This window comes from Blastococcus sp. SYSU DS0617 (genome assembly GCF_054051075.1).
Map to the genome: position 1 here is coordinate 129,581 of NZ_JBJHAO010000006.1, position 23,411 is coordinate 152,991.

Here is a 23,411-nt window from a genome sequence, read left to right on the forward strand (position 1 = left end):
GAGGGAATTCGTGTTGCGTCGAGCCCCACCGCTCCTGCCGCTACTGCTCCCCGTCCACTCTCGTGGCGCCCTTCCCCCTCCACTTCCGGGCTCTGACCTGCGGAAACTGTCGTACCCCCGCACTACTTTCGGGGTGTGTCCGAGAGCGGGGGTGCCGGTGTCGCGGTGACGGTCGTCCCCGACAACCTGTCCCGATGGTTGGCCGAGGAGGTCGACTCCGGCTTCGCGTTCCGGCCGGTCCGGCTGGGCGACCTCGTGGACGTCGACCGGCTGACTCCCGAGCAGAAGACCCGGGAGCTGCAGCGCGTCGTCCGGGCGGAGAGTGCGCTGGCCGCCTACAAGGCAGAGCTGGTCGTCGGCCTGGCCCGTGACCGCACCGACGGCGACGACCGACGCCCCGGGACTCCGGGCGCCGCAGCCCCGGAGTGGGCGCGCAACGGCGTGGACGAGCAGCTGCCCGGGGTGAGCGAGTTCTTCCCCGACGAGCTGGCACTGGTGCTCAACTGCTCCCGGACCGCCGCAACGGTGCTGACCGAGCACTCCCACACCCTCGTCGAGAAGCTGCCGACCACCTGGGCCGCGCTGGCCGACGGCGTGCTCGACTGGTCCCGGGCGCGGACCTTCGCCGCCCAGCTCGGCTGGCCTGCGCGCGACACCGACCCTGCGGTGGTCGCCGAGGTCGAGGCCGCGGCGCTCCCCCAGGCTGCGGAGTCGTCGGTGCGGACGCTGCGGGGTCTCCTCCGCCGCGAGCTGATGGGCCGCGACGCCTCTGCCGGCGAGCGCCGCCGCGCACGGGCCGAGCGCGCGGCCGACGTCACCGTGCACTCGGCCGAGGACGGCATGGCCGAGCTGCGTGTCTTCCTGCCGGCGGCCGACGCAGCGGCCGTGCATGCCGCCGTCGGCGCCCGGGCCCGCGGCGCCAAGCTCGCCGGTGACCTGCGGCCTGTAGGGATGCTGCGCGCCGCCTTCCTCGCCGACGCCGTGCTGCGTTCCGGGGACGGCGGGGAGTCCTCCGTCTCGGCCCACGTCACCGTCATCGCCCCGCTGCCCACCCTCGCGGGGCCCGACTGCGACCACCCGGCGGAGGTCCTGCCGCCCGGCGTTCGTCCCGCACCCGTGGAGCCCGGCGAGGTGGACGGCCACCCGATCACCGCCGGCCAGCTCCGCGACCTGCTCACCCAGCTCGACTCACTCTGCCCCGGCGGCCTGCAGGCGCCGACCGGCGGAAGCCTGGACATCGCACTGACCGACCCGGCGACCGGCGCTCTGCGCGCCACGGTCACCCGCCCCGAACTGGAGCGGCTCGTCCGTCGCGGGTGCCGGGCCCACCCCGACGGCGACTGCGGCTGCGGCTGCGCGGTGCTCGACCGCCCTGCGCCGGTCGACCGCTACCGCCACAGCCCGGCCCAGGAAAGCTTCGTCCGGACGCGCGACCGCACCTGCCGCCATCCCGGCTGCGCGGGCCGCGCTGCGTGGGCGGACCTCGACCACGTCGCTCCGCACGGCGACGGCGGCCCGACCGACTGCGCCAATCTCTGCTGTCTGTGCCGCCGGCACCACCGGCTCAAGACCCACGCGACCGGCTGGCGATACGCGATGACCCCCGACGGGGTCCTCTCGGTGACCACTCCCGGCGGCGTCACCCGCACCACCCGCCCACCCGGCTGGCGGGTGCACGCGGACGAACCCCCACACCGCGCCACAGCACCGGCGTTCGACGACCCGCCCCCGTTCTGACCGACGGGAGGCGGGCGGCGAGCCTGCCCACGGACCGATCGAAGTCATCGCGCGCCATGCCTGGCGGATCGCCGGGCCCGGGTGTTGGGCCGGCCGGCGATCCCAGCGGCCTTTTCCCCCGATGACTGCCTGCCCGCGGATACAGCCGGCGACGAGTACGACTCATGAGGGAGATGGCATCGAGCTGACTGCCCGTCTCGGACTCCCCCAGAAGGCGGCCTTGGGGACACTCGGCGGAGGGGCCGGTGCGCCAGTCGCGACTACCAGACGTCCCCTGGCCGGTGCTGGCAGGTCACTGTCAGCGTCCGGTCCAAGGCGACGGAGTGATCGCAGCTCAACACCATGAGCCCCTCATGCCCGTCGGGGGCGACTCCTTCCCGTGTCTGCGTGTACGTAGGCCCGAGCCACGGCTGCCAACCGAGCTTCTTGTAAAAGCCGGTCGCGCGTCCGGTCGAGAGAAGGGCGGCCACCCAACGAGACGCAATCTCCTCGTGCAGCCGCTGCATGACCAGCCTGCCGACACCCTGCCCCTGGCGCTCAGGCTCAGTACACACGGCTTCGACGTACCCGACAGTGCGCCATGGCTGGTCGCCGAACCTGATCGACCGAGGGACAGCGCTGGCATGGCCGATGAGGTGGCCGCCGTCACGTACCAGCACGTGCACACCGCCGTAGGCGTGGTCCGCGGCATGGTCGTCGAAGCGGTCGCCGAACGCCCGGTCCCACAACCTGCGCATGGCCTTTCGGGTCACTGCGTCAGCATGGTTGCTTTCGAGCACGGCGACGTCCATCGCCGCTCAGCTTGCCAGCAGGCCGGTGTCCCTGAGTGGCCGCTCAGGGCTAGCAGGGTCCCCCGGGACGGGCGCAGGCGTGGGCGCGTCCTTTGCCGCGCTGTGCCGGGCGGAACGTACGGTCCCTTGCGTGACGACCTCACAGCACCTCGGCGGTGTCTCGGGATTTCCGTGCTCCGGCTGCGGTGCCTGGCACTCCGAGATGCCCTTGTCGTTCCACTTCCCCGCGCCGGAGGCGTGGTCGCCGGACTTGGCGGGGCTTGAGGACTGCGAACTGACCAGTGACGCGTGCGTCATCCACGGCGAGTACTTCTTCGTCCGCGGCCTGATCCGGATCCCGATTGTGGGACACGAGCAGCACTTCGAGTGGGGGGTGTGGGCGTCGCTGAGCGAGGAGAACTTCTGGCGGCTGGGCGAGGAGTGGGACAAGGCCGGACGCGAGACGACGCCCGCCATGTTTGGGTGGCTGTCCACTGAACTGCCGACCTACCCCGAACCGACGCACAACGTGCGGACGATGGTCCATACCCAGCCGGTCGGCTTCCGCCCGCACATCGAGGTCGAGCCGACCGAACACCCTCTCGCCATCGAGCAGCAAGAGGGCATCACATGGAACGCCCTGGCTGCACGAGTCGAACTGCTGATGCGACAGGCCTGACCTGGGCGAGCGTGGGGGGCGTGTCCCTTAGTGGACCGCTTAGGGACGATCGCCACTCCAGTGGTTCTCGCGGAACCGTCGGGGGCTCGGCTAGTCGAACCGACTCCGGAGCACTTTCAGCCTCGCTCTGGCGCCATGGGGTCGCCGAGCCGCGTGAGCGCCGGTTGGCCTCTCGAGGCGAACAGCGCACAGCTCTGCCGATAACCGGAACGACTCGGTTCACTGTCGGAGATTGACCGCCGACCCCCGCAATAGGAGCGCTCGTGCTACTTGTCCGTCGTATCGGCGCAGCGGTCTTGGCGGTAGCTGCCGTCGTCATCTGGTTCGTGATGGCCCCGGACGACTCGAGTGGTTCCTCGAGCGACGTCAGCCGGGCCCTCGCGGAGTACGAGCTCAACGAGGCGCGCACGGAGGGCGCGCCGCAACAGCAGGTGGTGAATGGATGGGTCGCGAAGGATTTGCTCGCCATCATCGCCGAGCAGCAGGACCAGGCTGTCAGCGACGAGCGTCTGCCCGCCCTTGCTGTCGTCCTCGTGTTCGGGTTGGCATTGCACATGGCCACGGCTCCTCGAACCGCAGAGCCTGGCGGTCCTCTCCCCATGTCCGTTCCTCAGCACCCCGACCCCTCGCCCCTCAACTGAGTTGCGGGAATCGTCGCCCCTGCCGCGCGTCGACCGGCTACCTTATCCGGCCCTGGTCCTGACCCATCTCGCCGGAAGCTGACTTGTGCCGTCGTCAGCCGGCGACGAGCCAGGCGACGGCCGGGCCGCGGAAGCGGGTCAGGCCCTTGTAGTCGGCCATGTCGTCGGGCAGCTCGGCGAGCACGGCCGCGAACCGCTGCCGCCACTCCGGCACGGTGGCCAGCTCGCGCAGCGAGAGAAGGTGGGTGCGCACCAGGAAGCAGATGGCGTTCGAGACGCCGAGCCTGATCAGGTGCTGCACCTCCACCCGCAGGTGCAGCCGGTCGGGCAGTGCCGGGTCGTCGACGACCAGCCGCCGGTCGCGGCCCCACTCGGCGTAGGTCTCGGTGGAGGTGTCCAGCCTGCGGTCGACGGTCATCGTCCAGTTGGTCCGCCGGTACTCCTGCCCCGACTGCAGCCGCATGAGGAACTGCTCCGCCCGCTGCACCACCCCGGCCTCGTGCACCCGCGGCACCGGCCCGTGCACCTCCAGGAAGCGCATCCCGACGTCGAACCCCATCGACCAGTCGGCCGCGAAGGTCACCAGCCCGGCGTCGGCCCACAGCGCACCCTCGCGCTGGTCGAGCAGCACGACGTCCTCCTGGATCTGGCTGCCCAGCAACGCCAGCGGCCCCTCCGGCAGCGAGGCGTCGTCCCCGACGGTGAAGCTGCGCTCGGTGCCGAGGACGGCGTTGCGCCACGTCCACCGCTCGCCGTCCCGGTGCAGGGCAGTGCCGGGGCACGTGGCCGCCAGCTCGGGCAGCAGCGTGGTCAGTGCGTCCCACGAGGCCACCCGCATGTGCGGCAACTCCTGGCAGCGGGTCGGATCGGCGGCGAGCACCGCGCGGCGCACCGCGAGCTCGACGGCGTAGTCGTCGTCCACGTCGAGCACGCCGGCGCCCCACTCACCGGCCACCGTCGCCGCCGATCGGCGCGCGGGCTCGACGTTGGTCGAGTACCGGTAGCTGTCGGTGGCGAAGGGGAACGGGAAGCGGGCGACCCGCGGGGACAGGGCGATGGTCACAGGTCCAGCTCCAGCTCGTCGTCGACGCTGCGGGAGACGCAGCACATGACCGCGTCGCCGGCAGCGCGCTCGGTCTCGGACAGGTACAGGTCGCGGTGCAGCGGCGTGCCGGCGCGCACCGGCACGCGGCACTCGCCGCAGACGCCCTGGCGGCACAGGTTCGGCACCGCGACCCCGGCCTCCTCGAGCGCGGAGAGCAGGCTGGTTCCCGACGGCACCGGCACCCGCACCCCCGACCGCGCCAGCCACGCGGTGAACGGCGAGCCCGGGTCGAGGTCGGCGGCCGAGAACCGCTCGACGTGCACCCGCTCCCCCGGCCAGCCCAGCTCGGCCGCGGTCTCCTCCACGAAGGCGATCAGCGGCGCCGGGCCGCACACGTAGACGTGCGTGCCCAGGGGCCGGTCGGCCAGCGCCGCACGCACCGCGGCCAGCATGTCCGCCGTCGACGCGTGCGCGGCCAGCCGGTCGCCGCACAGCTCGCGCAGCTCGGCCAGGTGCGCGCCGGCACCCGGCCGGTGCCCGTAGAGCAGCTCGAACGAGCGCTTCCAGCGCACCGCCGCACGGGCGTGCGACAGCATCGGCGTGATCCCGATGCCGCCGGCGACCAGCAGGTGGTGCCGCGCCGTCGACACCGGCGCGAACGCGCTCCGCGGCCGCGAGGCGGTCACGACGTCCCCCACCCGGAGACGGTGCACGAACGCCGAGCCGCCGTCCCCCTCGGGGCACAGCAGCACCGACACCCGGTACTCCTCCGACGCCGAGCCGTCGCCGGTCAGCGAGTAGGCGTTGCGCCGGTCCCCGCAGTCGAGGACGACGTGGCTGCCCGGCGGGTACGCAGGCAGCGGCCCTCCCCCGGGACGGCGCAGCACGAGGGTGCGGACACCGGGCGCCGCGTCGGCGAGCGCGGCCACCTCGAGCAGCAGCCGGTCGTCGTCCGCGCGCACGGCAGCCGGAGAGGGCAGGGTCGCGGTCACGCCACCTCCTCGGCGTCGGCCATGAAGCCCAGGTACGCACCGGCGCGGCGAGAGACGTGGGCGTAGACGTGCAGCCGGCGTCCGCAGCCGTCGCACGGGGTCTCCCCCGCCAGGGGCGCCGTCGTCTCCGTCGTCGTGCGGCAGTGCGGGCAGAACACCCGCTTGCGCTCGGTGCTGGTGACCGCGCACCGGATCTCCGCGTCCAGCACCCCCGCCTGCATCGCGACCGCACGGGCAGCCAGGACGTCGATCTCCGGGCCGGCCAGCATCAGCCGCCACCCCACCCGGGCCCCGCCGATCCGGGCCCGCAGGAAGGCCAGCACCTGCTCGTCCGCGTCGTCGGCGGCCAGCACCTCGACCGGGCGGCCGGCCGGGACGTCCGCGGCCCAGGCGGTGGTGATCGCGCAACCCCGCCCACCGAAGCCGACCAGCAGCAGCGCGCGGGCCGCCGGGTCCGGCGCCGGCCACTCGGCGTCCCAGCGCGGCACGCTGGTGTGCTCCGCTCCCACGGCCGTCAGGGCGCGAAGGAGCGGTGGCCGGTGTAGAAACCCAGCGCCCGATCCGGCGTCTCGAAGCGGATCCGCGAGCCCTTCGGGAAGAACAGCACGTCCTTCGGGCCGGCCACGACCTGCTGGCCGCTGTCGAGGTCGGTGAGGTGGAACTCGCCCTCGACGACGACCTTCATCTCGTCGTAGGTGTACTCGTAGTCCAGCGGTGCGCCCGCGAACAGCTCGAAGAAGCCGCTGCAGATCTCGGCCCCGCCCGGGTTGGCGAAGGCGTCGCCGATGTAGGCGCGGGTGCCCGGGTCCGCCATCCGCGGCAGGTCGCGGAAGGCTCCGCTCACGTGTCCGATACGGGTCGCGCTGGTGGCCATGTCCGCTCCGGAGGTCGTCCACTGGTGGTGGACAGACGGTAGGGACGGTGGACACCCCGACGGGTTACCCGGCAGTTACGTTCTCGCGGCATCGCCGTTCGGCACCCCTCACCGCACCTATGCTCGGCCGCGTGGAGGCCATGCCGGTGCCCGAGAGCACCCCCCGCGAGGAGACCCCCAGCGGTCATCTCGAGGACGTCATCGCGATGCGGGTCCGCGAGCTGCGGCTGGCCAAGGGCATCTCACTGGCCGAGCTGGCGCGGCTGACCGGCATGAGCAAGGCGATGCTGTCCAAGATCGAGAACGCCCAGACCTCGTGCAGCCTGTCCAGCCTCGCCCGGCTGGCCGAGGCGCTCGCCGTCCCGGTCACCGCCCTGTTCCGCGGCCTGGACGCCCAGCGGGAGGCGGTGCACACCCCGGCCGGGCACGGCGCACAGATCGCGCGTCGCGGCAGCAACGTCGGCCACCTCTACCAGCTGCTGGGCGCGCTCCGCGGCGAGCACAAGCGGCTCGAGCCGCTGCTGGTGACGCTCACCGAGGCCAGCGAGGTCTTCCCGCTGTTCCAGCACCCGGGCACCGAGTTCCTCTACATGCTCGACGGCGTGATGGTCTACGGCCACGGGCGGGCGCGGTACGAGATGCGCCCGGGTGACTCCCTGGTCCTCGACGGGGAGGGCCCGCACGGCCCGGCCGAGCTCGTCGAGCTGCCGATCCGGTTCCTCGCCGTCACCGCCTACGGCCACCTGGCCTGACCTCGGCGCGAGGCACCCACGACGAAGGGGCCGGCACCCCGCGGTGCCGGCCCCTCGTCGTCGCAGTGGATCAGCTCGTCGGCCGGCCCTCGGCGGCGGAGGTGGCCACCAGCCGCTCGGCCGAGGCGATGACCGCCTGCGGGGTCGGCGAGGTGCCCGGCGTCTGCACGGTGCCCTCCAGGTCGTAGGCGACCTCTGCGTGCTGGTCGAGGTCGATGCCCTTCGCCTCCGACTCCGGCGACAGGCGCAGCCCCATCGTCTTGTGCACCGCGAGCGCGATCAGCAGCGAGACGACGAAGCCGTAGCCGATGACCGCCGCCGCGGCCACGGCCTGCACGCCCAGCAGTTCGAGGCCGCCGCCGTAGAAGAGGCCGTCGCGGCCGCTCGGCGCCTCGGCCGAGCCGAAGAGGCCGACCAGCAGGGTGCCGACGATGCCGCCGACGAGGTGGACGCCGACGACGTCGAGCGCGTCGTCGTAGCCGAAGCGGTACTTCAGCGCGATGGCCAGCGGGCAGATCACACCGGCGACGGCGCCCACCGCGAGCGCGCCCAGCGGGGTGACCGCGCCACAGGCGGGCGTGATCGCGACCAGGCCGGCGATGGCACCGGACATCCCGCCCAGTGTCGTGGCGTGCCCGTCGCGCAGCCTCTCCACGACCAGCCAGGCCAGGATCGCCGTGCAGGTGGCGTTGAAGGTGTTGAGCATGACGACCGAGGCGCTGTTGCCCGCCGCGAGCGCCGAGCCGCCGTTGAAGCCGAACCACCCGAACCACAGGATGCCGGCACCGAGGGCGACCAGCGGCAGGCTGTTGGGGCGGGCCTGCCGCGGCCAGCCGGTCCGCTTGCCGACGACGAGGACCAGGGCGAGCGCGGCGATGCCGGCGTTGATGTGCACCGCGGTGCCACCGGCGAAGTCGACGGCGGCCAGCTTGTTGGCGATCCAGCCACCGGTGACGCTGCCGTCGGCGGAGTCGAACGCGAACACCCAGTGCGCGACCGGGAAGTAGACCAGCGCCGCCCACAGCCCCGCGAACACCAGCCACGGGCCGAACCGCACCCGGTCGGAGACCGCGCCGGCGATGAGCGCGGTGGTGATCACCGCGAACAGCGCCTGGAAGACCGCCACCAGCGCCGGCGGCAGAGCTGCCTCCTCGTCGCCGGCGACCAGCGAGCCGAGGCCGGCGTACTCGGTGAGGTTGCCCAGCAGCCCCACCCCGCCGTAGGAGTCGCCGAATACGGCGGAGAAGCCGAACAGGGTCCACAGCACGCCCACGACCGCGACGGCGCCGAACACCATCATGATCATGTTGAGGATGCCGCGGGAGGAGACCATGCCGCCGTAGAACAGCGCCAGGCCGGGGATCATGAGCGCGACGGCCATCGTGGCCGCGAGGATGAATGCAGTGCTGCCGACGTCCACGGGAGCCCTTTCGTCTACTGAGAGTGGTCGCTGTCCTGCGGGAGTAGACGGGCCGACTGTTGCCCCGGTTGTCCATGCGTGTTCCGTTCACGTGACATCCGGCCGCGTCCGGCGCGTCCGCGGCCCACGCCCCCCGTGACACGCTCGGTCGCGTGACGACGGACTCCCACCGGCCCACCGCGACCATCCGTGCCGCCGCGGCCTACCTGCGGACGTGGCTGGAGACGCAGGCGGCGCACCGGCGGGTGCCGGGCGTGCAGGTCGCCGTCCGCTCGGGCGGAGAGCTGGTGCTCTCCGCCGCGGCCGGGGTGGCCGGCGCGGGTACCGGCACGCCGCTGACGACCGCACACCTCTTCCACGTCGCGTCGCACTCCAAGACGTTCACCGCGACCGCCGTCCTGCAGCTGGTCGACGCGGGCCGGCTGCGGCTCGACGACCCGATCGGCCGGTACGTGCCCGAGCTGGAGGCGGGCGGCTCGCCGCTCGCCCGGGCCACCGTGCGGGAGCTGCTCGGCCACCAGTCCGGCGTCACCCGCGACGGCGCGCACGCCGACTTCTGGCAGCTGGAGACGCCCTTCCCGGACCGCGGGACGCTGCTCGCCGAGGTGCTGGACGGCGGCCCCGTGCACGGGCGCAACGAGCACTTCAAGTACTCCAACGCCGGCTACGCCCTGGTGGGCCTGGCCGTCGAGGCGGTCACCGGCGTGCCCTTTGCCGAGCGCCTCCGCCGCGCCGTCCTCGAGCCGCTGGGCCTGACCCGGACCGGCGCCGACCACGAGCCGGCGCGGGCGGGCGAGTACGCCGCCGGCCACACCGCGCTGCTGCTCGGCGAGCAGACCCGGCTGGTCCTCGGCCACGCCCGCACCGGTGCCTACGCACCGGCCACGGGGTTCTGGTCCACCGCCGAGGAGCTCAGCGCCTTCGCCGAGGCCGCGCTCGTGCACGGGGACGAGCGACTGCTCTCTCCCGACGCCCAGCGGATCATGCAGCGACTCGAGTCGGTCGTGACCGCCTACGGCAGCGAGGTCGGCCGGTACGGGCTCGGCGTGGACCTGACCACCGTGGGCGAGCGGCAGCTGGTCGGCCACAGCGGCGGCTGGCCGGGGCACATCACCCTGACCGTCGCCGATCCGACCGCGGGGCTGGTCGTCAGCGTGCTGACCAACGCCGTCGACGGCCCGGCGCAGGAGCTCGCGCACGGCCTGGTGAAGCTGGTCGACGCCGCCCTGCAGCCCCGAGCGACCGTGCCCGCGCCACCGGCCGGCTCCCCGCCGCCGGCCGCCTTCACCGGCCGGTTCGCCGGACTGTGGGGCGTGCTCGACGTCGTCGAGCTCGGCGGGCGGCTGGTGCTGGTCCGCCCGACCGCGCCCGATCCGCTCCCCGGCATGGAGGAGCTGCAGATCGTCGACGGCGGCACGCTGCGCGTGGCACCCGAGCCGGGCTTCGGTGCGGCCGGGGAACTCGTGCACGTGGAGCGGGACGCCACCGGCACCGTGGTCTCCCTCCGGCTCGCCGGGGTCACCCACCGGCCGATGGCCGAGTTCCTGCGGCGCCGGGACTCCCCCGGTTACGGGACGCCCGCCGCGCGCTCCTAGGGTCCCCGGAATGCCCTCCTCCCCCACGACCGGCCCGCGCCGGGTCCTCATCACCGGCGGCGCCTCCGGCCTCGGCGCCGCGCTGGCCGCACGCCTCACCGCCCGCGGGGACCGCGTGCTGGTGACCGACCTGGCCGCCGACGCCGAGGTGCCGGCCGGTGCCGTGTACCAGCGGCTCGACGTCACCTCCGAGGACGACTGGCGCGCCGCGCTCGACCGCGTCCGCGACGGGTTCGGCGGGCTGGACGTGCTGGTGAACAACGCCGGCATCGCGGCCGGCGGACGGATCGACCGGCTGAGCGCGGACCACTGGCGGCGGGTGCTGGACATCAACGTCCTCGGCGCGGTCACCGGCTGCCGGACCTTCGTGCCGCTGTTCAAGGAGCAGGGCTCCGGCCACCTGGTGAACGTCGCGTCGGCGGCCGGGCTCGTGCACCCGCCGGCCATGACCTCCTACGACGCCGGCAAGGCCGCGGTGGTCGCGCTCTCGGAGAGCCTGCGGTGGGAGCTCGCGCCGTGGGGCATCGACGTCTCGGTCGTCTGCCCGTCGTTCTTCCGCACCAACCTCGCGGCCTCCCTCGGCGGCGACGACCCGATGATGGACACCGTCGCCACCCGGCTGATCGAGGGCTCCAAGCTGGGCGCCGACCAGATCGCCGAGCGGGTCGTGCGCGCCGTGGACGCCGGGCGCTTCCTGATCCTGCCCGACCGCAACGCGCGGATCGCCTTCTGGACCAAGCGGCTGGCCCGGCGGCTGTACGACCGGCAGATGCTCGGCATGGGAGCCCGCATCCACGCCGCCGAGCAGCCGGAGGTGGCCTCGTGAGCAGGGGCGTCGTCCTGATCACCGGGGCCAGCGCCGGGCTGGGCGAGGAGATGGCCCGGCAGTTCGCCGACCTGGGCTACGACCTCGCGCTCTGCGCCCGGCGCACCGAGCGCCTGGACGCCCTGGCCGCCGAGATCACCGCGCGCACCGGCCGCCGGGTGGAGACCGCCGCGCTCGACGTCACCGACACCGACGCCGTCCCCGCCGTATTCGCCCGCTTCGCCGAGTCGTTCGGCACCATCGACCGGGTCGTCGTCAACGCGGGCATCGGCAAGGGCGCCGCACTGGGCACCGGCCGGGCCGACGCCAACCGCGCCACGGCCATGACCAACTTCGTCGGCGCGCTGACCCAGACCGAGGCCGCGCTGGAGATCTTCCGCCGCCAGCAGCGCGGGCACCTGGTACTGATCTCGTCCATGTCGGCGCTGCGCGGCATGCGCAAGGCCATGACCACCTACGCCGCCACCAAGGCCGGCGTCGCCGCGCTGGCCGAGGGCCTGCGCTCCGAGCGCATCCCCGGGCTCGACGTCTCGGTCATCTACCCCGGCTACATCCGGTCGGAGATGAACGAGCACGTCGCGCAGAAGACCCGGTTCATGGTCGACACCCCGACCGGCGTCCGCAGCATGGTCGAGGCCATCGAGAAGCGGCGTCCGAAGGCCTACGTCCCGGCCTGGCCGTGGGTGCCGATCGGCTTCCTGATGAAGGTGCTGCCGCTGTCGGTCGTCCGGAGGCTCACGTGAGCGCACCGGAGTCCGGCGGCGCGCGCGACGTCCGGGCGGAGGACGCCTTCGACGTCCCCGCGATGGCTGCCTGGCTGGCCGCGCACGCGCGGGACGCCGGCGTGGACCTCTCCGCCGTCCCCGAGGTGCGGCAGTTCTCCGGCGGCGTCTCCAACCTGACCTACCTGCTGCGCTACCCCGACGGCGACCTGATCCTGCGCCGGCCACCGAAGGGCACGCACGCCGGCGGTGCGCACGACATGGCCCGCGAGCACCGCATCCAGACCGAGCTGGGGCGGGTCCTCCCCTACGTCCCGCGCACCGTCGCGCTGTGCGAGGACACGGGCGTCATCGGCACGCCGTTCTACGTGATGCAGCGGCTGGCCGGCCCCATCCCGCGCAAGGAGCTGCCCCGCGGCGTGCAACTGGACCGCGACGAGGTGGCCGCCCTGTGCCGCAACGTCCTGGACCTGCTCGTCGGGCTGCACTCGGTCGACGTCGCCGGCACCGGCCTGGCCGACCTCGGCAAGGGGCCGGGCTACGTGCGCCGCCAGGTCGAGGGCTGGTCGCAGCGCTACCGCCGGGCCCGCACCTGGAACGTCGGCACCTTCGGCTCGGTGATGGCGTGGCTGGCCGAGCACCAGCCGGCCGACCGGCCGCACACGCTGGTGCACAACGACTTCCGCTTCGACAACGTCGTCCTCGACCCGGCCGACCCCACCCGGCCGGTCGGGCTCCTCGACTGGGAGCTGGCCACCGTGGGCGACCCGCTGATGGACCTGGCGGGGGCGCTCGGCTACTGGGTGCAGGCCGACGACGGCCGGCTCATGCAGGCCTTCCGCCGTCAGCCCACCCACCTGCCCGGGATGCTCACCCGCGAGCAGGTGGTCGCCTACTACTGCGCCCGCACCGGCACGTCGGTGACCAACCGCGAGTGGGCCTGGTACGAGGTCTTCGGCCTGTTCCGCGTCGCCGTCATCGCCCAGCAGGTCTACGCCCGCTACCTGGCGAAGCAGACGACGAATCCGCAGTTCCGGCTGTTCGGCGTCGCCGTCGTGATCCTCGAGCTGCGCTGCCGCCGGATCATCGCCCGCACGCGGCGGATGAGCCCGGAGCACGCCGCCGCACCCGTGGGGAGCTCCGCATGACCCGCCGGCTGATCCGCCCCCGTCGCTGGGCACCACCTTCCGCGCCCCGCACCGGACCGACCGGCGCGTTCGCCGTCTCCCGGCGGCCGTCCACCGGCGGCTCGGGGCCGGAGGACGTCGTCTTCGACTCCTCGGGCCGGGTGCTCACCGGGCTCGCCGACGGGTCGATCGTCCGGATCGACCCCGTGACCGGTGCGCGCGAGGTCGTCGGCACCACCGGCGGGCGGCCGCTGGGCCTGGAACCGCTCCCCGACGGCGGCGTGCTCGTCTGCGACCACGACCGCGGCCTGCTCCGCATGAGCGCCGACGGCGCGGTCGAGGTGCTGGTGGACACCGTCGACGGCGAGCCGGTGACCTTCGCCAGCAACGTGACCCACGCCGACGACGGCACGATCTGGTTCACCACGTCGTCGAGCCGCTGGAACCTCGACGAGCACCTCGGCGACATGTTCGAGCACTCCTGCACCGGCCGGCTGGTGCGCCGCGACCCCGACGGCACGGTGACCACGGTGCTGCGCGACCTGAAGTTCGCCAACGGCCTGGTGCTGGCGCCCGACGGAGGCTCGCTGCTGTTCGCCGAGACCAGCGGCTACCGGATCTGCCGGCACTGGCTGACCGGCCCGCTGGCGGGGACGACCGAGCCGCTGGTGGACAACCTCGCCGGCTTCCCGGACAACCTGAGCCTGGGCAGCGACGGGCTGCTCTGGCTGGGCATCGCCGCGCCGCGCAACGCGCTGCTGGACCGGCTGCTGCCGCTGCCCGGCGTCCTCCGGCTGCTGCTGTGGAACGTGCCGGAGCGGGTGCGACCGAAGGCGACGCCGATCGCGTGGGTGATGGCCGTCGACCTGGACGGGACCGTCGTCCACGACCTGCGGGCCTCCGACGGGAGCTACGGGTTCGTCACCGCGGCCGCCGAGCGGAACGGCACGCTGGTCGCCTCCGGCCTGCACGAGGACGACGTCGTCGTGCTCGAGAAGCCGGCCTGACCCCGCCCCGGTCGGGTGCGGCTCAGGCGGGCGTCCCGCCCTCGACCGGGAGCCAGGTGCGGGCCGCGGAGACCAGGGCCGCGACGCCGGTGGTGAGCGTGGGCTCGATGACGGGGGCGAACTGCGGCGAGTGGTTGGACGGCAGTCCCCGGAGGACGCGGCCGAGCCCGCCACGGCCCTCGACGCCGGCGAACAGCGCCGGGTCCGCGCCGCCCAGCAGCCAGTACACGAGCGGCGCGCCGGCCGCGGTGGCCAGCACCCCGACGTCCTCGCTGCCGGTGACCTGCCCCGGATCCATGGTGAGCCCACGACCCAGGTCGCGGTCCCAGCCGGCCATGGTGCGGGCACCGGCGTCGTGGTCGTTCACCAGCACCGGGAAGGACTCGGTGAGGATCACCTCCGGGTCCTGCGGTGCCCCGGAGGCGGCGGCTTCGGCCCGCACGATCCGCTCGACGGCGGCCACCAGCCGGGCGCGGACGTCGGGACTGTAGGAGCGCATGCTCACCCGCAGCTCCGCCCGGTCGGGGATGACGTTGCCCGCACTGCCGGCGTGCAGGGCGCCCACGGTGAGCACGGCAGACTCGCTGCCGGCGATCTCGCGGGAGACGACGGCCTGCAGCCGCAGAACGGTGGCCGCGGCCATGACGATCGGGTCGACGGTGGTCTCGGGACGGGAGCCGTGACCGCCGCGGCCGTGCAGCACGATCCGCAGCATGTCGGCGGCGGCGAACGCCGGGCCGCGCCGCAGGCCCAGGGTGCCGGCGGGCAGCGGGCCGACGTGCTGGCCGAGCACGACGTCGGGACGGCCGAACCGCTCGAGCAGCCCGTCGTCGATCATCGCCTGGGCCCCGCCGCCGATTTCCTCGGCCGGCTGGAAGACCAGCTGGACCGTGCCGCTCCAGGTGCGCCGCTCGGCGGCCAGGGTCGCGGCCGCGCCCAGCAGGCAGGTGACGTGCACGTCGTGCCCGCAGGCGTGCATGACCGGGGTCTCCGAGCCGTCGGCCGCCGTCCCGCGCGCCCTGCTCGCGTAGCTCAGGCCGGTCTCCTCGAGCACCGGCAGGCCGTCCATGTCGGCCCGCAGGAGGGCCGTGGGACCGGGCCCGTTGCTCAGGACGCCCACGACACCGGTGCCCCCCACCCCGGTGGTCACCGCGTAGCCCAGCGCCTCGAGCCGCTCGGCGACGATGCCGGCCGTGCGGTGCTCCGCGAAGGCCAGCTCCGGGTGTTCGTGCAGGTCCCGGTAGATGTTCGCCAGGTCTGCGAGGACGTCGGCAGGGCTCACGGCAGGGGGCTCCTCGGGAATCGGCGAACGAGAGGCGACCGTATCCCCCTGCGTGGCGAGCGTCACCGCCCGCGACCCGTCGTTCGCTACGGTCCGCGGCATGAGCGAGCGACCCCCGATCCGCATCGGGAACTTCTCCGGCTACCTCGGCGACAGGTTCACCGCGATCGAGGAAGCGCTGGCCGGGGACCCGGTCGACGTGCTGATGGGCGACTACCTGGCCGAGGTGACGCTCGCCGGGCTGGCCACCACCTACCGGCAGAACCCCGAGCGCGGCGGCTACGTGCCGACCTTCCTGCGCCAGCTCGCGCCGCACCTGCCGGTGCTCGCCGAGCGCGGGATCAAGGTGGTGGCCAACGCCGGCGGCTTCGACCCGGCGGGGATGGCTGCCGCGGTGCGGGCGCTGGTCGCCCAGGCCGGGGTCCCGCTGCGGGTGGCGCACGTCGAGGGCGACAACCTGCTCGGCCGGCTCGACGAGTTCCACGCCGACGGGTTCGCGCTGGAGAACCTGGACACGTCCGCGCCGCTCAAGGACTGGGGCGTGGAGCCGATCGCGGCGAACGCCTACCTCGGCGGCTTCGGGATCGCGGAGGCGTTGCGGGCCGGCGCCGACATCGTCGTCACCGGCCGGGTCACCGACGCCTCGCTCACCGTGGGCCCCGCCGCCTGGTGGCACGGGTGGACGCCGGACGACTGGGACGCCCTGGCCGGTGCGGTGACCGCGGGGCACATCATCGAGTGCGGGGCCCACGCCACGGGCGGCAACTTCTCCGGTTTCCGCACCGTCCCGGGGATGGCCCGGCCCGGCTTCCCGATCGCCGAGATCGCCGCCGACGGCAGCTGCGTGATCACCAAGCACGCGCGCGACGGCGGGATGGTCACCGTCGACACGGTGACCGCCCAGTTGATGTACGAGATCCAGGGGCCGCGGTACCTCAACCCGGACGCCACGGTCCACCTGGAGACCGTCGAGCTGACCGACGTCGGCCCGGACCGGGTGGCCATCGGCCCGGTGACCGGGTCTCCCCCGCCGGCCACCGCGAAGGTCGCCGTCTTCGCGCCCATCGGCTTCGAGATCTCCACGATGCTGTTCTGCACGTCGCCGGACGTCGCGGGAAAGGTGGCGCTGCTGCGCGAGCAGCTGGGGCTGCTGCTGGACGGCGTGGTCGACGAGCTGGACGTGACCGCCCTGGGCACCGCGGCGCCCGACCCGGCCACGCAGTGGGAGGCCACGGTGCCGATCCGGGTGATCGCCACCGGGCGCGAGCGCGAGCAGCTGCGCGGGTTCCACGCGGCGGTGAGCAGCCTGTACCTGCAGGGCTTCCCGGGCTTCCACCACGACGGGCACGCGCAGGCGGCGCGGGAGCCGTGGCCGCGGATCGACTACTGGCCTGCCCTGCTGCCGGCCGAGGTGCTCGTGCACCGCGCGGTGATGGACGACGGCACGGTGCTCGACGCGCCGACGCCGTCCCGGACGGCCACCGACGACGAGGTCGCGCAGCCGCGGCACCCCGAGCCAGTGGCTGCTCCGGCTACGGGTGGCCGCCGGGTGCCGCTCGGCGAGCTGGCCCATGCGCGGGCCGGCGACAAGGGCGGCAACTGCAACGTCGGGCTGTGGGTCAGCGACCCGGCGCACTTCGAGTGGCTGCGGACGACGCTGTCCAGCGACGGCCTGCGCGCGCTCATGCCAGAGGCCGCGGGGCTGGGGGTGGTGCGGCACGAGTTCCCGCACCTGCGCGCTGTGCACTTCGTGCTGCAGGGGCTGCTCGGCACCGGGGGCTCGTCGAACCTACGCGTGGACCAGATCGGCAAGTCGGTCGGCGAGTACCTGCGCTCGAAGACCGTGCCGGCGCCAGACGACCTGCCCGGCTGAACCGGGCCGCAAGCGGCCCGACCGTCCGGTCGGGCCGACCACCTCGACGATCAGGAGCGCACGCATGAAGGCTGCCGTCTACCACCGCAACGGTCCCCCGGACGTCCTCCAGTACGAGGACGTCCCCGATCCGGTCGTCGGCCCGGGGATGGTGCTGATCCGGGTCGAGGCCGTCTCCATCGAGGGCGGGGACACCCTCAACCGGCTCGGCGGCCCGCTGCTCTCCGAGCCGCACATCGTCGGGTACCAGGCCGCCGGGACGATCGTCGCCGTCGCTGACGACGTGACCGACCGCGCCGTCGGTGACAGGGTGGTCGCCACGAACAGCCACGGTTCGCACGCCGAGCTGTGGGCCGTGTCCGCCCGGACCACCTGGAAGGTCCCCGAGGGCGCCGACGCCACCGCGGTCGCCTGCGTGCCGATCCCGTTCGGCACCGCGCACGACTGCCTCTTCGAGTTCGGCCGCCTGAAGGAGGGCGAGACCGTCCTCGTCCAGGCCGGCGCCGGGGGCGTCGGCGTGGCCGCGATCCAGCTCGCCAAGCGGGCCGGGGCGACGGTCATCGCGACCGCGTCGTCGCTCGCCCGGCTCGAGCCCCTGGCCGAGCTCGGCCTGGACCACGCCGTCGACTACTCGACGAGCGGCTGGGTCGAGGAGGTGCGGACCCTCGGCGGCGGACGCGGCGTCGACCTCGTCGTGGACTCCGTCGGTGGCTCGACCCTCCAGAAGTCCGTCGCCTGCCTGGGCCGCCGCGGCCGGGCCATCACCGTCGGGAACGCCGGGCGGGACTTCTCGCCGTTCGACGCCGGCGTGCTGGGCCGGCTGAACCAGTCGCTGACCGGTGTCTACCTGGGCGGCGAGATCACCACGCCGCGAGTGCAGGCGATGGTGCAGGACCTGGTGGACGACGTCGCCGCCGGCCGGCTGACCGTCCTCGTCGACCGCACCTTCCCGCTCGCCGAGGCGGCTGCGGCGCACGAGTACATCGAGAGCCGCAAGGCGGTCGGGCGGGTCGTCCTCACCCCGTAGGCGCCGTCCGGCTCGTCGCAGGAAGCGCACCCGACCGCGGACACGCCGCCGGCCCGGCCCCTCGAGGAGGGACCGGGCCGGTGGACGTTCACGGGAGCGCGGTGCTGGCGCTCCCCGGGCTACCTCAGCTGCAGCCGCTGGTGGAGCCGCAGCCCTCGCAGACGTAGCAGCTGCCTGCGGGGCGCATCTTCGTGCCGCAGGTCATGCACAGCGGCGCGTCGGTGGCGGTCCCGGTGACCAGCTCGAGCAGCTCGGCCGAGGAGTGGGCCTCCTTGACCGACTTCGGGCCCTCCGGGGTGACCTTCTCCTCGACCTTCGCGGTCTCGATCGGCGCGGAGCCACGCAGCTGCTCCAGGTCGACCTCCTCCTCCTCGGTCACGGCCGGGGTGCTGGCCGAGGTGCCGTAGGAGCCGGCGACCTGCGCGGCCCGCTCCTCGGCGGTGAAGATGCCGAGGCCGGCCCGCTTCTCGACGGGCAGGTGGTCCAGGGCCAGGCGACGGAAGATGTAGTCCATGACCGACTGGGCGATCCGGATGTCCGGGTCGTCGGTCATGCCGGCCGGCTCGAACCGCATGTTGGTGAACTTGGCGATGTAGGTCTCCAGCGGCACCCCGTGCTGCAGCGCCAGCGAGATGCCGATCGAGAAGGCGTCCATGACACCGGCCAGGGTCGAGCCCTGCTTGCCGAGCTTCAGGAACACCTCACCGAGGCTGCCGTCCTCGTACATGCCCGCGGTCATGTAGCCCTCGGCGCCGGCGACGCTGAACGAGGTGGTGACGCTCGTCCGCTTCTTGGGCAGCCGCTTGCGCACCGGGTGCGAGAGCGCCGTCGGGGCGGCCGCCTCGACCGCGACCTCCTCCTTGGTGCCGTCGTTCTTGCCCTTGCCACCGGACAGCGGCTGGCCGACCTTGCAGTTGTCGCGGTAGATGGCCAGCGCCTTGAGGCCGACCTTCCAACCCTCGAAGTAGATCTTCTCGACGTCCTCGATGGTCGCCGTCTCGGGCATGTTGACCGTCTTGCTGATCGCGCCGGAGATGAAGGGCTGCACCGCGGCCATCATGCGGACGTGGCCCATCGGGGAGATGGCCCGCTCGCCCATCGCGCAGTCGAAGACCTCGTAGTGCTCGGGGCGCAGGGTCGGCGCGTCCACCACGTGGCCGTGCTCGGCGATGTACTCGACGATCGCCTCGATCTGCTCCTCCTGGTAGCCCAGGCTGCGCAGCGCCCGCGGCACCGTCTGGTTGACGATCTGCATCGAGCCGCCACCGACGAGCTTCTTGAACTTGACCAGCGAGAAGTCCGGCTCGATGCCGGTCGTGTCGCAGTCCATCATGAAGCCGATGGTGCCGGTCGGGGCCAGCACCGAGGCCTGGGCGTTGCGCCAGCCGTTCTCGCCGCCGATCTCGAGGCAGTCCTGCCACTGCTGGGTGGCCGCACGCAGCACGTCGGCGTCGTCCGCGCCGACCGGGCGGATCGCGTCGTTGGCCGCGGCGTGCTTGCGCATGACCCGGGCGTGGGCGTCGGCGTTGCGGGCGAAGCCCTCGTAGGCGCCGACGATGCCGGCGAGCTCCGCCGACCGGCGGTAGGCCGTGCCGGTCATCAGCGAGGTGATCGCCGCAGCCAGGCTCTGGCCACCCCGGGAGTCGTAGGCGTGGCCGGTCGCCATGAGCAGCGCGCCGAGGTTGGCGTAGCCGATGCCCAGCTGGCGGTAGGCGCGGGTGGTCTCACCGATCGGGTCGGTCGGGAAGTCGGCGAAGCAGATCGAGATGTCCATCGCGGTGATGACCAGCTCGACGGCCTTGACGAAGTTCTTCGAGTCGAAGGTGCCGTCGTCCTTGAGGAACTTCATGAGGTTCAGCGACGCCAGGTTGCACGAGCTGTTGTCCAGGCTCATGTACTCCGAGCACGGGTTGGACGCGTTGATCCGGCCCGTCTCGGGGTTGGTGTGCCAGTCGTTAATCGTGTCGTCGTACTGGATGCCCGGGTCGGCGCACTCCCAGGCGGCCTGGGTGACCTTGCGGAACAGGGTCTTGGCGTCGACGGTCTCGATGACCGAGCCGTCCATGCGGGCACGGAGGCCGAACTCGGTGCCCTCCTCCACGGCCCGCATGAACTCGTCGGAGACGCGCACGGAGTTGTTGGCGTTCTGGTACTGGACGCTGGTGATGTCCTTGCCGCCGAGGTCCATGTCGTACCCGGCGTCCCGCAGCGCGCGGATCTTGTCCTCCTCGCGCGCCTTGGTCTCGATGAACTCCTCGATGTCCGGGTGGTCGATGTCGAGGACGACCATCTTCGCGGCACGCCGGGTGGCGCCACCGGACTTGATGGTCCCGGCGGAGGCGTCGGCGCCGCGCATGAAGCTGACCGGGCCGGATGCGGTGCCGCCGGAGGACAGCAGCTCCTTGGAGGAGCGGATGCGGGAGAGGTTGAGGCCCGCACCGGAGCCGCCCTTGAAGATCAGGCCCTCCTCGCGGTACCAGTTGAGGATCGAGTCCATCTCGTCGTCGACGGCGAGGATGAAGCAGGCGCTGACCTGCTGGGGAGAGCTCGTGCCGACGTTGAACCACACGGGCGAGTTGAAGCTGAAGTACTGGTGCATGAGCATCCAGGTCAGCTCGTGCTCGAAGATCTCGGCGTCGCCCTCGGTGGCGAAGTAGCCGTGCTCGCGGCCGGCCGCACCGTAGGTGAGCACCACCCGGTCGATGAGCTGGCGCAGGCTGGTCTCGCGCTGCGGGGTGCCGACGGCGCCGCGGAAGTACTTGGTCGTGACGATGTTTGTGGCGTTGATGCTCCACTCGGAGGGGAACTCGACACCGCGCTGCTCGAAGTTGATCGAGCCGTCGCGCCAGTTGGTCATGACGACGTCGCGGCGCTCCCACGTCACGTCGTCGTAGGGGTGCACACCGGCGGTGGTGAAGACGCGCTTGATCTTGAGGCCCTTGCGGCTGGGCGCCTTGGGCGTGCGCCGCGCGCGGGTGCCGGCCAAGCGGTCGTCGGTCTCGGTCATGGTGTGGAGCTCTCCCTGGTCGTGTGGTGCTTGGTGTGGTGCTCGATGCGCGCCGTGGAGCCGCGCGGTGGTGGATCGGAGGGCTGGGGAAGAGCCGCGATCGACGTGCCCGACGTGCTGTCTAGCGGTCGGTACTGACAGTTCTCAGGAGCCGCCGGGCGGCCCGGTCTCGGCAGCGCCCGCGGGGCGGGCCTTGAGCTCGGCGATCTCCTTCTCGAAGTCGGCCACCGAGGTGAAGGCGCGGTAGACGCTGGCGAAGCGCAGGTAGGCGACCTCGTCGAGCTCGCGCAGCGGGCCCAGGATGGCCAGCCCCACCTCGTGAGCGGGAACCTCCGCCGCGCCCGTGGCGCGGATGGTGTCCTCGACCTGCTGGGCCAGCAGCGCCAGCTGGTCCTCGTCGACCGGCCGCCCCTGGCAGGCCCGGCGCACGCCGGCGACGACCTTCGAGCGGTTGAACGGCTCGCTGACGCCGCTGCGCTTCACGACGGCGAGGACGGCCTCCTCGACGGTGGTGAACCGCCGGCCGCACTGGGGGCACGAACGGCGACGACGGGTGGTGGCCCCCTCGTCGGCCTCCCGCGAGTCGATCACCCGGCTGTCGGGGTTGTGGCAGAACGGGCAGCGCATCGCGGTCCACCTCCCTTCGCGGCTCCTCGCCCGGGTCGTCCTGTGGACCCTCCTGGGGACATCCGGTGGACGTCGCGGGGAGAACCTGAGGACTGGCCTGTGGACAAGGCTTACAGCTCTGTAACTACTAGATCTAGTGGAACCCTAAGCCGGGCCCCACTAGATGTGCAAGCGATGTCTCTGTCGGCGTGTTCCGCCCTGACCCGGCTGTCACCCGCAGGAACAGGGCACTCCACCTGTCACACGACACGCCCGGAGACGCGCCGGAGGGCGGGGTGCGGAACCGTTCCGCACCCGGCTCGGCGACGTCCGCCGCGGAGCGCGCGGAGAACGGACACGGGCCGCCGAGTGGCGCGCGCACGGGCTGACGGCTCCGGATCGGCGGCCGCGATGGAGTACCGGACGGACGTCGGCGGGTCACGCCGGGCGTGCGGTGATCCGGTGGAGACGTCAGACGCCGGTGAGGGACCCGCCCACTCGCGGACGTCGTGCGTTCGAGGACGGACCGAGGTCGCCGAGTCGCATCGGACGCGTCAGCAGGTCCGGCTCGGCGTCGATGCGGCCGGTGCAGACGTCCGGGCGACCGAAGGACTCCTCGGGGCGCGCCGTGCGCGCGGACGGGACCGCCCACCCGGCGCCGACGTGCGGACGGGCTACGCGGCGCGACTCCGTCTCCGGGCGCGACTCCGCCGACACGGCCGCCACCGGCTCCGCTTCGTCGGCGACCGCCGGGAACACCTCGGTGTCGGCGGCGCGGTGCCGCCCCTCGTCGCCGGGTGCCCGGTGACGGCCGGCCGGGACCGGCACCTGCGCTGCGACGACGACCTGGACGCCCGCGTCCTCCGGAGCGCGTCGGCGTCCACCCGTGCGCGTACCGGATGCGGCGGGCACCGCGGCGGCGACGCTCCCCGCAGGGGCCGGGGCCTCGTCACGGATCATGGGCAGCGCGGCGGTGGTCTCCGCGGTCCCGCTGACCGGACGGCCCCGCAGAGCGGAGATCGCCTGGGCGGGCGGGAGCTCCTGCTTCACGCGGGAGTCGATGCGGCTGGGCTCCGTGGCCGGGGACAGGTTCCGCTCGGGCAGGCGGAGCGCGCCGAGGTCGATCCACGCCGTCTCCTCGACGCCGCCCGCGACCACCCGGACCCACATCTGACAGGTTCCCGAGGCGTCGTGCCGCCAGCCCAGCAGCTCGCCCCGCCACCACGTACCCGCCTGGTAGACCTCGACGGACTGGGGCGAACGGGTGAACACAGCGGCGCGGCTCTCCATGGGACCTGACACGCGATGACCGTAAGCGCTCGGGTCACGACGGTGAGTGAAGGCGCCCGGGCTGATGATTGACGAAGTCGTCGCCCCAGGTTGGAGAGGTGTTGCCCTGTCGCGCAGCCGTCCGGTGCGCGTCGGCGCC

The 23,411-nt window shown here is 73.0% G+C and carries 21 protein-coding genes; 11 read left to right on the forward strand and 10 right to left on the reverse strand.

Translation table 11 applies throughout. The features are described from left to right. Positions 1-135 precede the first annotated feature (135 nt). Positions 136-1,737, forward strand: coding sequence for an HNH endonuclease signature motif containing protein (locus ACI793_RS09280; protein ID WP_456606091.1), 1,602 nt, complete (start codon positions 136-138; stop codon positions 1,735-1,737). Positions 1,738-1,997: 260 nt separating this feature from the next. Here the strand turns inward: ACI793_RS09280 and ACI793_RS09285 are convergent, their stop codons facing one another. Continuing rightward, the gene (locus tag ACI793_RS09285; protein WP_456606092.1) at positions 1,998-2,528 is read right to left on the reverse strand and encodes a GNAT family N-acetyltransferase; all 531 of its coding nucleotides are present in this window, start codon (positions 2,526-2,528) and stop codon (positions 1,998-2,000) included. Positions 2,529-2,658: 130 nt separating this feature from the next. Between ACI793_RS09285 and ACI793_RS09290 the strand changes: the two genes are divergently transcribed. Further along, positions 2,659-3,186 carry a DUF2199 domain-containing protein gene (locus tag ACI793_RS09290; protein WP_456606093.1) on the forward strand — a complete coding sequence of 176 codons (528 nt, stop codon included), beginning with the start codon at positions 2,659-2,661 and terminating at the stop codon, positions 3,184-3,186. A 263-nt stretch (positions 3,187-3,449) separates the two neighbouring features. Next, positions 3,450-3,827, forward strand: coding sequence for a hypothetical protein (locus ACI793_RS09295; RefSeq protein ID WP_456606094.1), 378 nt, complete (start codon positions 3,450-3,452; stop codon positions 3,825-3,827). A gap of 94 nt (positions 3,828-3,921) precedes the next feature. Here the strand turns inward: ACI793_RS09295 and ACI793_RS09300 are convergent, their stop codons facing one another. From ACI793_RS09300 to ACI793_RS09315, 4 genes are read right to left on the reverse strand one after another with little or no spacing between them, the layout of a single operon-like run. Further along, positions 3,922-4,890, reverse strand: a complete 969-nt coding sequence (locus ACI793_RS09300; protein WP_456606095.1) for a heme-dependent oxidative N-demethylase family protein — start codon at positions 4,888-4,890, stop codon at positions 3,922-3,924. Further along, entirely contained in the window at positions 4,887-5,864 is a 978-nt protein-coding gene (locus tag ACI793_RS09305; protein WP_456606096.1) for a PDR/VanB family oxidoreductase, read from the reverse strand. The genes ACI793_RS09300 and ACI793_RS09305 overlap by 4 nt, the downstream gene beginning before the upstream one ends. Continuing rightward, positions 5,861-6,352: a dimethylamine monooxygenase subunit DmmA family protein gene (locus ACI793_RS09310; RefSeq protein ID WP_456606097.1), complete on the reverse strand. Its 492-nt coding sequence runs from the start codon at positions 6,350-6,352 to the stop codon at positions 5,861-5,863. Before ACI793_RS09310 ends, ACI793_RS09305 begins: the two co-directional genes overlap by 4 nt. Positions 6,353-6,378: 26 nt before the next feature. After that, positions 6,379-6,708, reverse strand: a complete 330-nt coding sequence (locus ACI793_RS09315; protein ID WP_456606098.1) for a cupin domain-containing protein — start codon at positions 6,706-6,708, stop codon at positions 6,379-6,381. A 170-nt stretch (positions 6,709-6,878) separates the two neighbouring features. Between ACI793_RS09315 and ACI793_RS09320 the strand changes: the two genes are divergently transcribed. Next, a complete protein-coding gene (locus ACI793_RS09320; RefSeq protein ID WP_456606159.1) occupies positions 6,879-7,490 on the forward strand; it encodes a helix-turn-helix domain-containing protein in 612 nt (203 codons plus the stop codon). A 70-nt stretch (positions 7,491-7,560) separates the two neighbouring features. Here the strand turns inward: ACI793_RS09320 and ACI793_RS09325 are convergent, their stop codons facing one another. Continuing rightward, the gene (locus ACI793_RS09325; protein ID WP_456606099.1) at positions 7,561-8,910 is read right to left on the reverse strand and encodes an ammonium transporter; all 1,350 of its coding nucleotides are present in this window, start codon (positions 8,908-8,910) and stop codon (positions 7,561-7,563) included. 152 nt (positions 8,911-9,062) lie between these two features. On the opposite strand from ACI793_RS09325, the gene ACI793_RS09330 reads away from it, so the two are divergent. Genes ACI793_RS09330 through ACI793_RS09350 form a run of 5 tightly spaced genes read left to right on the forward strand, consistent with a single transcriptional unit; the run spans position 9,063 to position 14,187 of the window. Further along, positions 9,063-10,505: a serine hydrolase domain-containing protein gene (locus ACI793_RS09330; RefSeq protein ID WP_456606100.1), complete on the forward strand. Its 1,443-nt coding sequence runs from the start codon at positions 9,063-9,065 to the stop codon at positions 10,503-10,505. 10 nt (positions 10,506-10,515) lie between these two features. Further along, the gene (locus tag ACI793_RS09335; protein WP_456606101.1) at positions 10,516-11,331 is read left to right on the forward strand and encodes an SDR family NAD(P)-dependent oxidoreductase; all 816 of its coding nucleotides are present in this window, start codon (positions 10,516-10,518) and stop codon (positions 11,329-11,331) included. After that, positions 11,328-12,074 (forward strand): SDR family oxidoreductase, encoded by a 747-nt coding sequence (locus tag ACI793_RS09340; RefSeq protein ID WP_456606102.1) that lies wholly within the window; start codon positions 11,328-11,330, stop codon positions 12,072-12,074. The genes ACI793_RS09335 and ACI793_RS09340 overlap by 4 nt, the downstream gene beginning before the upstream one ends. Then, positions 12,071-13,201 (forward strand): phosphotransferase family protein, encoded by a 1,131-nt coding sequence (locus ACI793_RS09345; protein WP_456606103.1) that lies wholly within the window; start codon positions 12,071-12,073, stop codon positions 13,199-13,201. The genes ACI793_RS09340 and ACI793_RS09345 overlap by 4 nt, the downstream gene beginning before the upstream one ends. After that, positions 13,198-14,187: an SMP-30/gluconolactonase/LRE family protein gene (locus ACI793_RS09350; RefSeq protein WP_456606104.1), complete on the forward strand. Its 990-nt coding sequence runs from the start codon at positions 13,198-13,200 to the stop codon at positions 14,185-14,187. Before ACI793_RS09345 ends, ACI793_RS09350 begins: the two co-directional genes overlap by 4 nt. Before the next feature lie 22 nt (positions 14,188-14,209). Here the strand turns inward: ACI793_RS09350 and ACI793_RS09355 are convergent, their stop codons facing one another. After that, positions 14,210-15,469 (reverse strand): amidohydrolase, encoded by a 1,260-nt coding sequence (locus ACI793_RS09355; protein WP_456606105.1) that lies wholly within the window; start codon positions 15,467-15,469, stop codon positions 14,210-14,212. 100 nt (positions 15,470-15,569) lie between these two features. On the opposite strand from ACI793_RS09355, the gene ACI793_RS09360 reads away from it, so the two are divergent. Together ACI793_RS09360 and ACI793_RS09365 are read left to right on the forward strand one after the other, a co-directional pair. Then, positions 15,570-17,342, forward strand: coding sequence for an acyclic terpene utilization AtuA family protein (locus tag ACI793_RS09360; protein WP_456606106.1), 1,773 nt, complete (start codon positions 15,570-15,572; stop codon positions 17,340-17,342). 64 nt (positions 17,343-17,406) lie between these two features. Continuing rightward, entirely contained in the window at positions 17,407-18,369 is a 963-nt protein-coding gene (locus ACI793_RS09365) for a quinone oxidoreductase family protein (RefSeq protein ID WP_456606107.1), read from the forward strand. 124 nt (positions 18,370-18,493) lie between these two features. Here ACI793_RS09365 and ACI793_RS09370 read toward each other — a convergent pair whose 3' ends face one another. The 3 genes from ACI793_RS09370 to ACI793_RS09380 all read right to left on the reverse strand — a co-directional run bounded on the left by ACI793_RS09370 (position 18,494) and on the right by ACI793_RS09380 (position 23,284). Continuing rightward, positions 18,494-21,376 (reverse strand): vitamin B12-dependent ribonucleotide reductase, encoded by a 2,883-nt coding sequence (locus ACI793_RS09370; RefSeq protein WP_456606108.1) that lies wholly within the window; start codon positions 21,374-21,376, stop codon positions 18,494-18,496. Between the two features lie 144 nt (positions 21,377-21,520). Further along, on the reverse strand, positions 21,521-22,003 hold the full coding sequence (nrdR, locus tag ACI793_RS09375) for a transcriptional regulator NrdR (protein ID WP_456606109.1): 483 nt from the start codon (positions 22,001-22,003) through the stop codon (positions 21,521-21,523). A gap of 450 nt (positions 22,004-22,453) precedes the next feature. Beyond that, a complete protein-coding gene (locus ACI793_RS09380) occupies positions 22,454-23,284 on the reverse strand; it encodes a hypothetical protein (RefSeq protein ID WP_456606110.1) in 831 nt (276 codons plus the stop codon). Between the last annotated feature and the right edge of the window lie 127 nt (positions 23,285-23,411).

Bases quoted from the DNA above. Each gene is read 5' to 3' on its own strand.
- ACI793_RS09350 (WP_456606104.1), top strand. From the start codon at position 13,198: ATGACCCGCCGGCTGATCCGCCCCCGTCGCTGGGCACCACCTTCCGCG.
- ACI793_RS09365 (WP_456606107.1), top strand. From the start codon at position 17,407: ATGAAGGCTGCCGTCTACCACCGCAACGGTCCCCCGGACGTCCTCCAG.
- ACI793_RS09285 (WP_456606092.1), bottom strand. From the start codon at position 2,528: ATGGACGTCGCCGTGCTCGAAAGCAACCATGCTGACGCAGTGACCCGA.
- ACI793_RS09320 (WP_456606159.1), top strand. From the start codon at position 6,879: ATGCCGGTGCCCGAGAGCACCCCCCGCGAGGAGACCCCCAGCGGTCAT.
- nrdR (WP_456606109.1), bottom strand. From the start codon at position 22,003: ATGCGCTGCCCGTTCTGCCACAACCCCGACAGCCGGGTGATCGACTCG.
- ACI793_RS09360 (WP_456606106.1), top strand. From the start codon at position 15,570: ATGAGCGAGCGACCCCCGATCCGCATCGGGAACTTCTCCGGCTACCTC.
- ACI793_RS09335 (WP_456606101.1), top strand. From the start codon at position 10,516: ATGCCCTCCTCCCCCACGACCGGCCCGCGCCGGGTCCTCATCACCGGC.
- ACI793_RS09370 (WP_456606108.1), bottom strand. From the start codon at position 21,376: ATGACCGAGACCGACGACCGCTTGGCCGGCACCCGCGCGCGGCGCACG.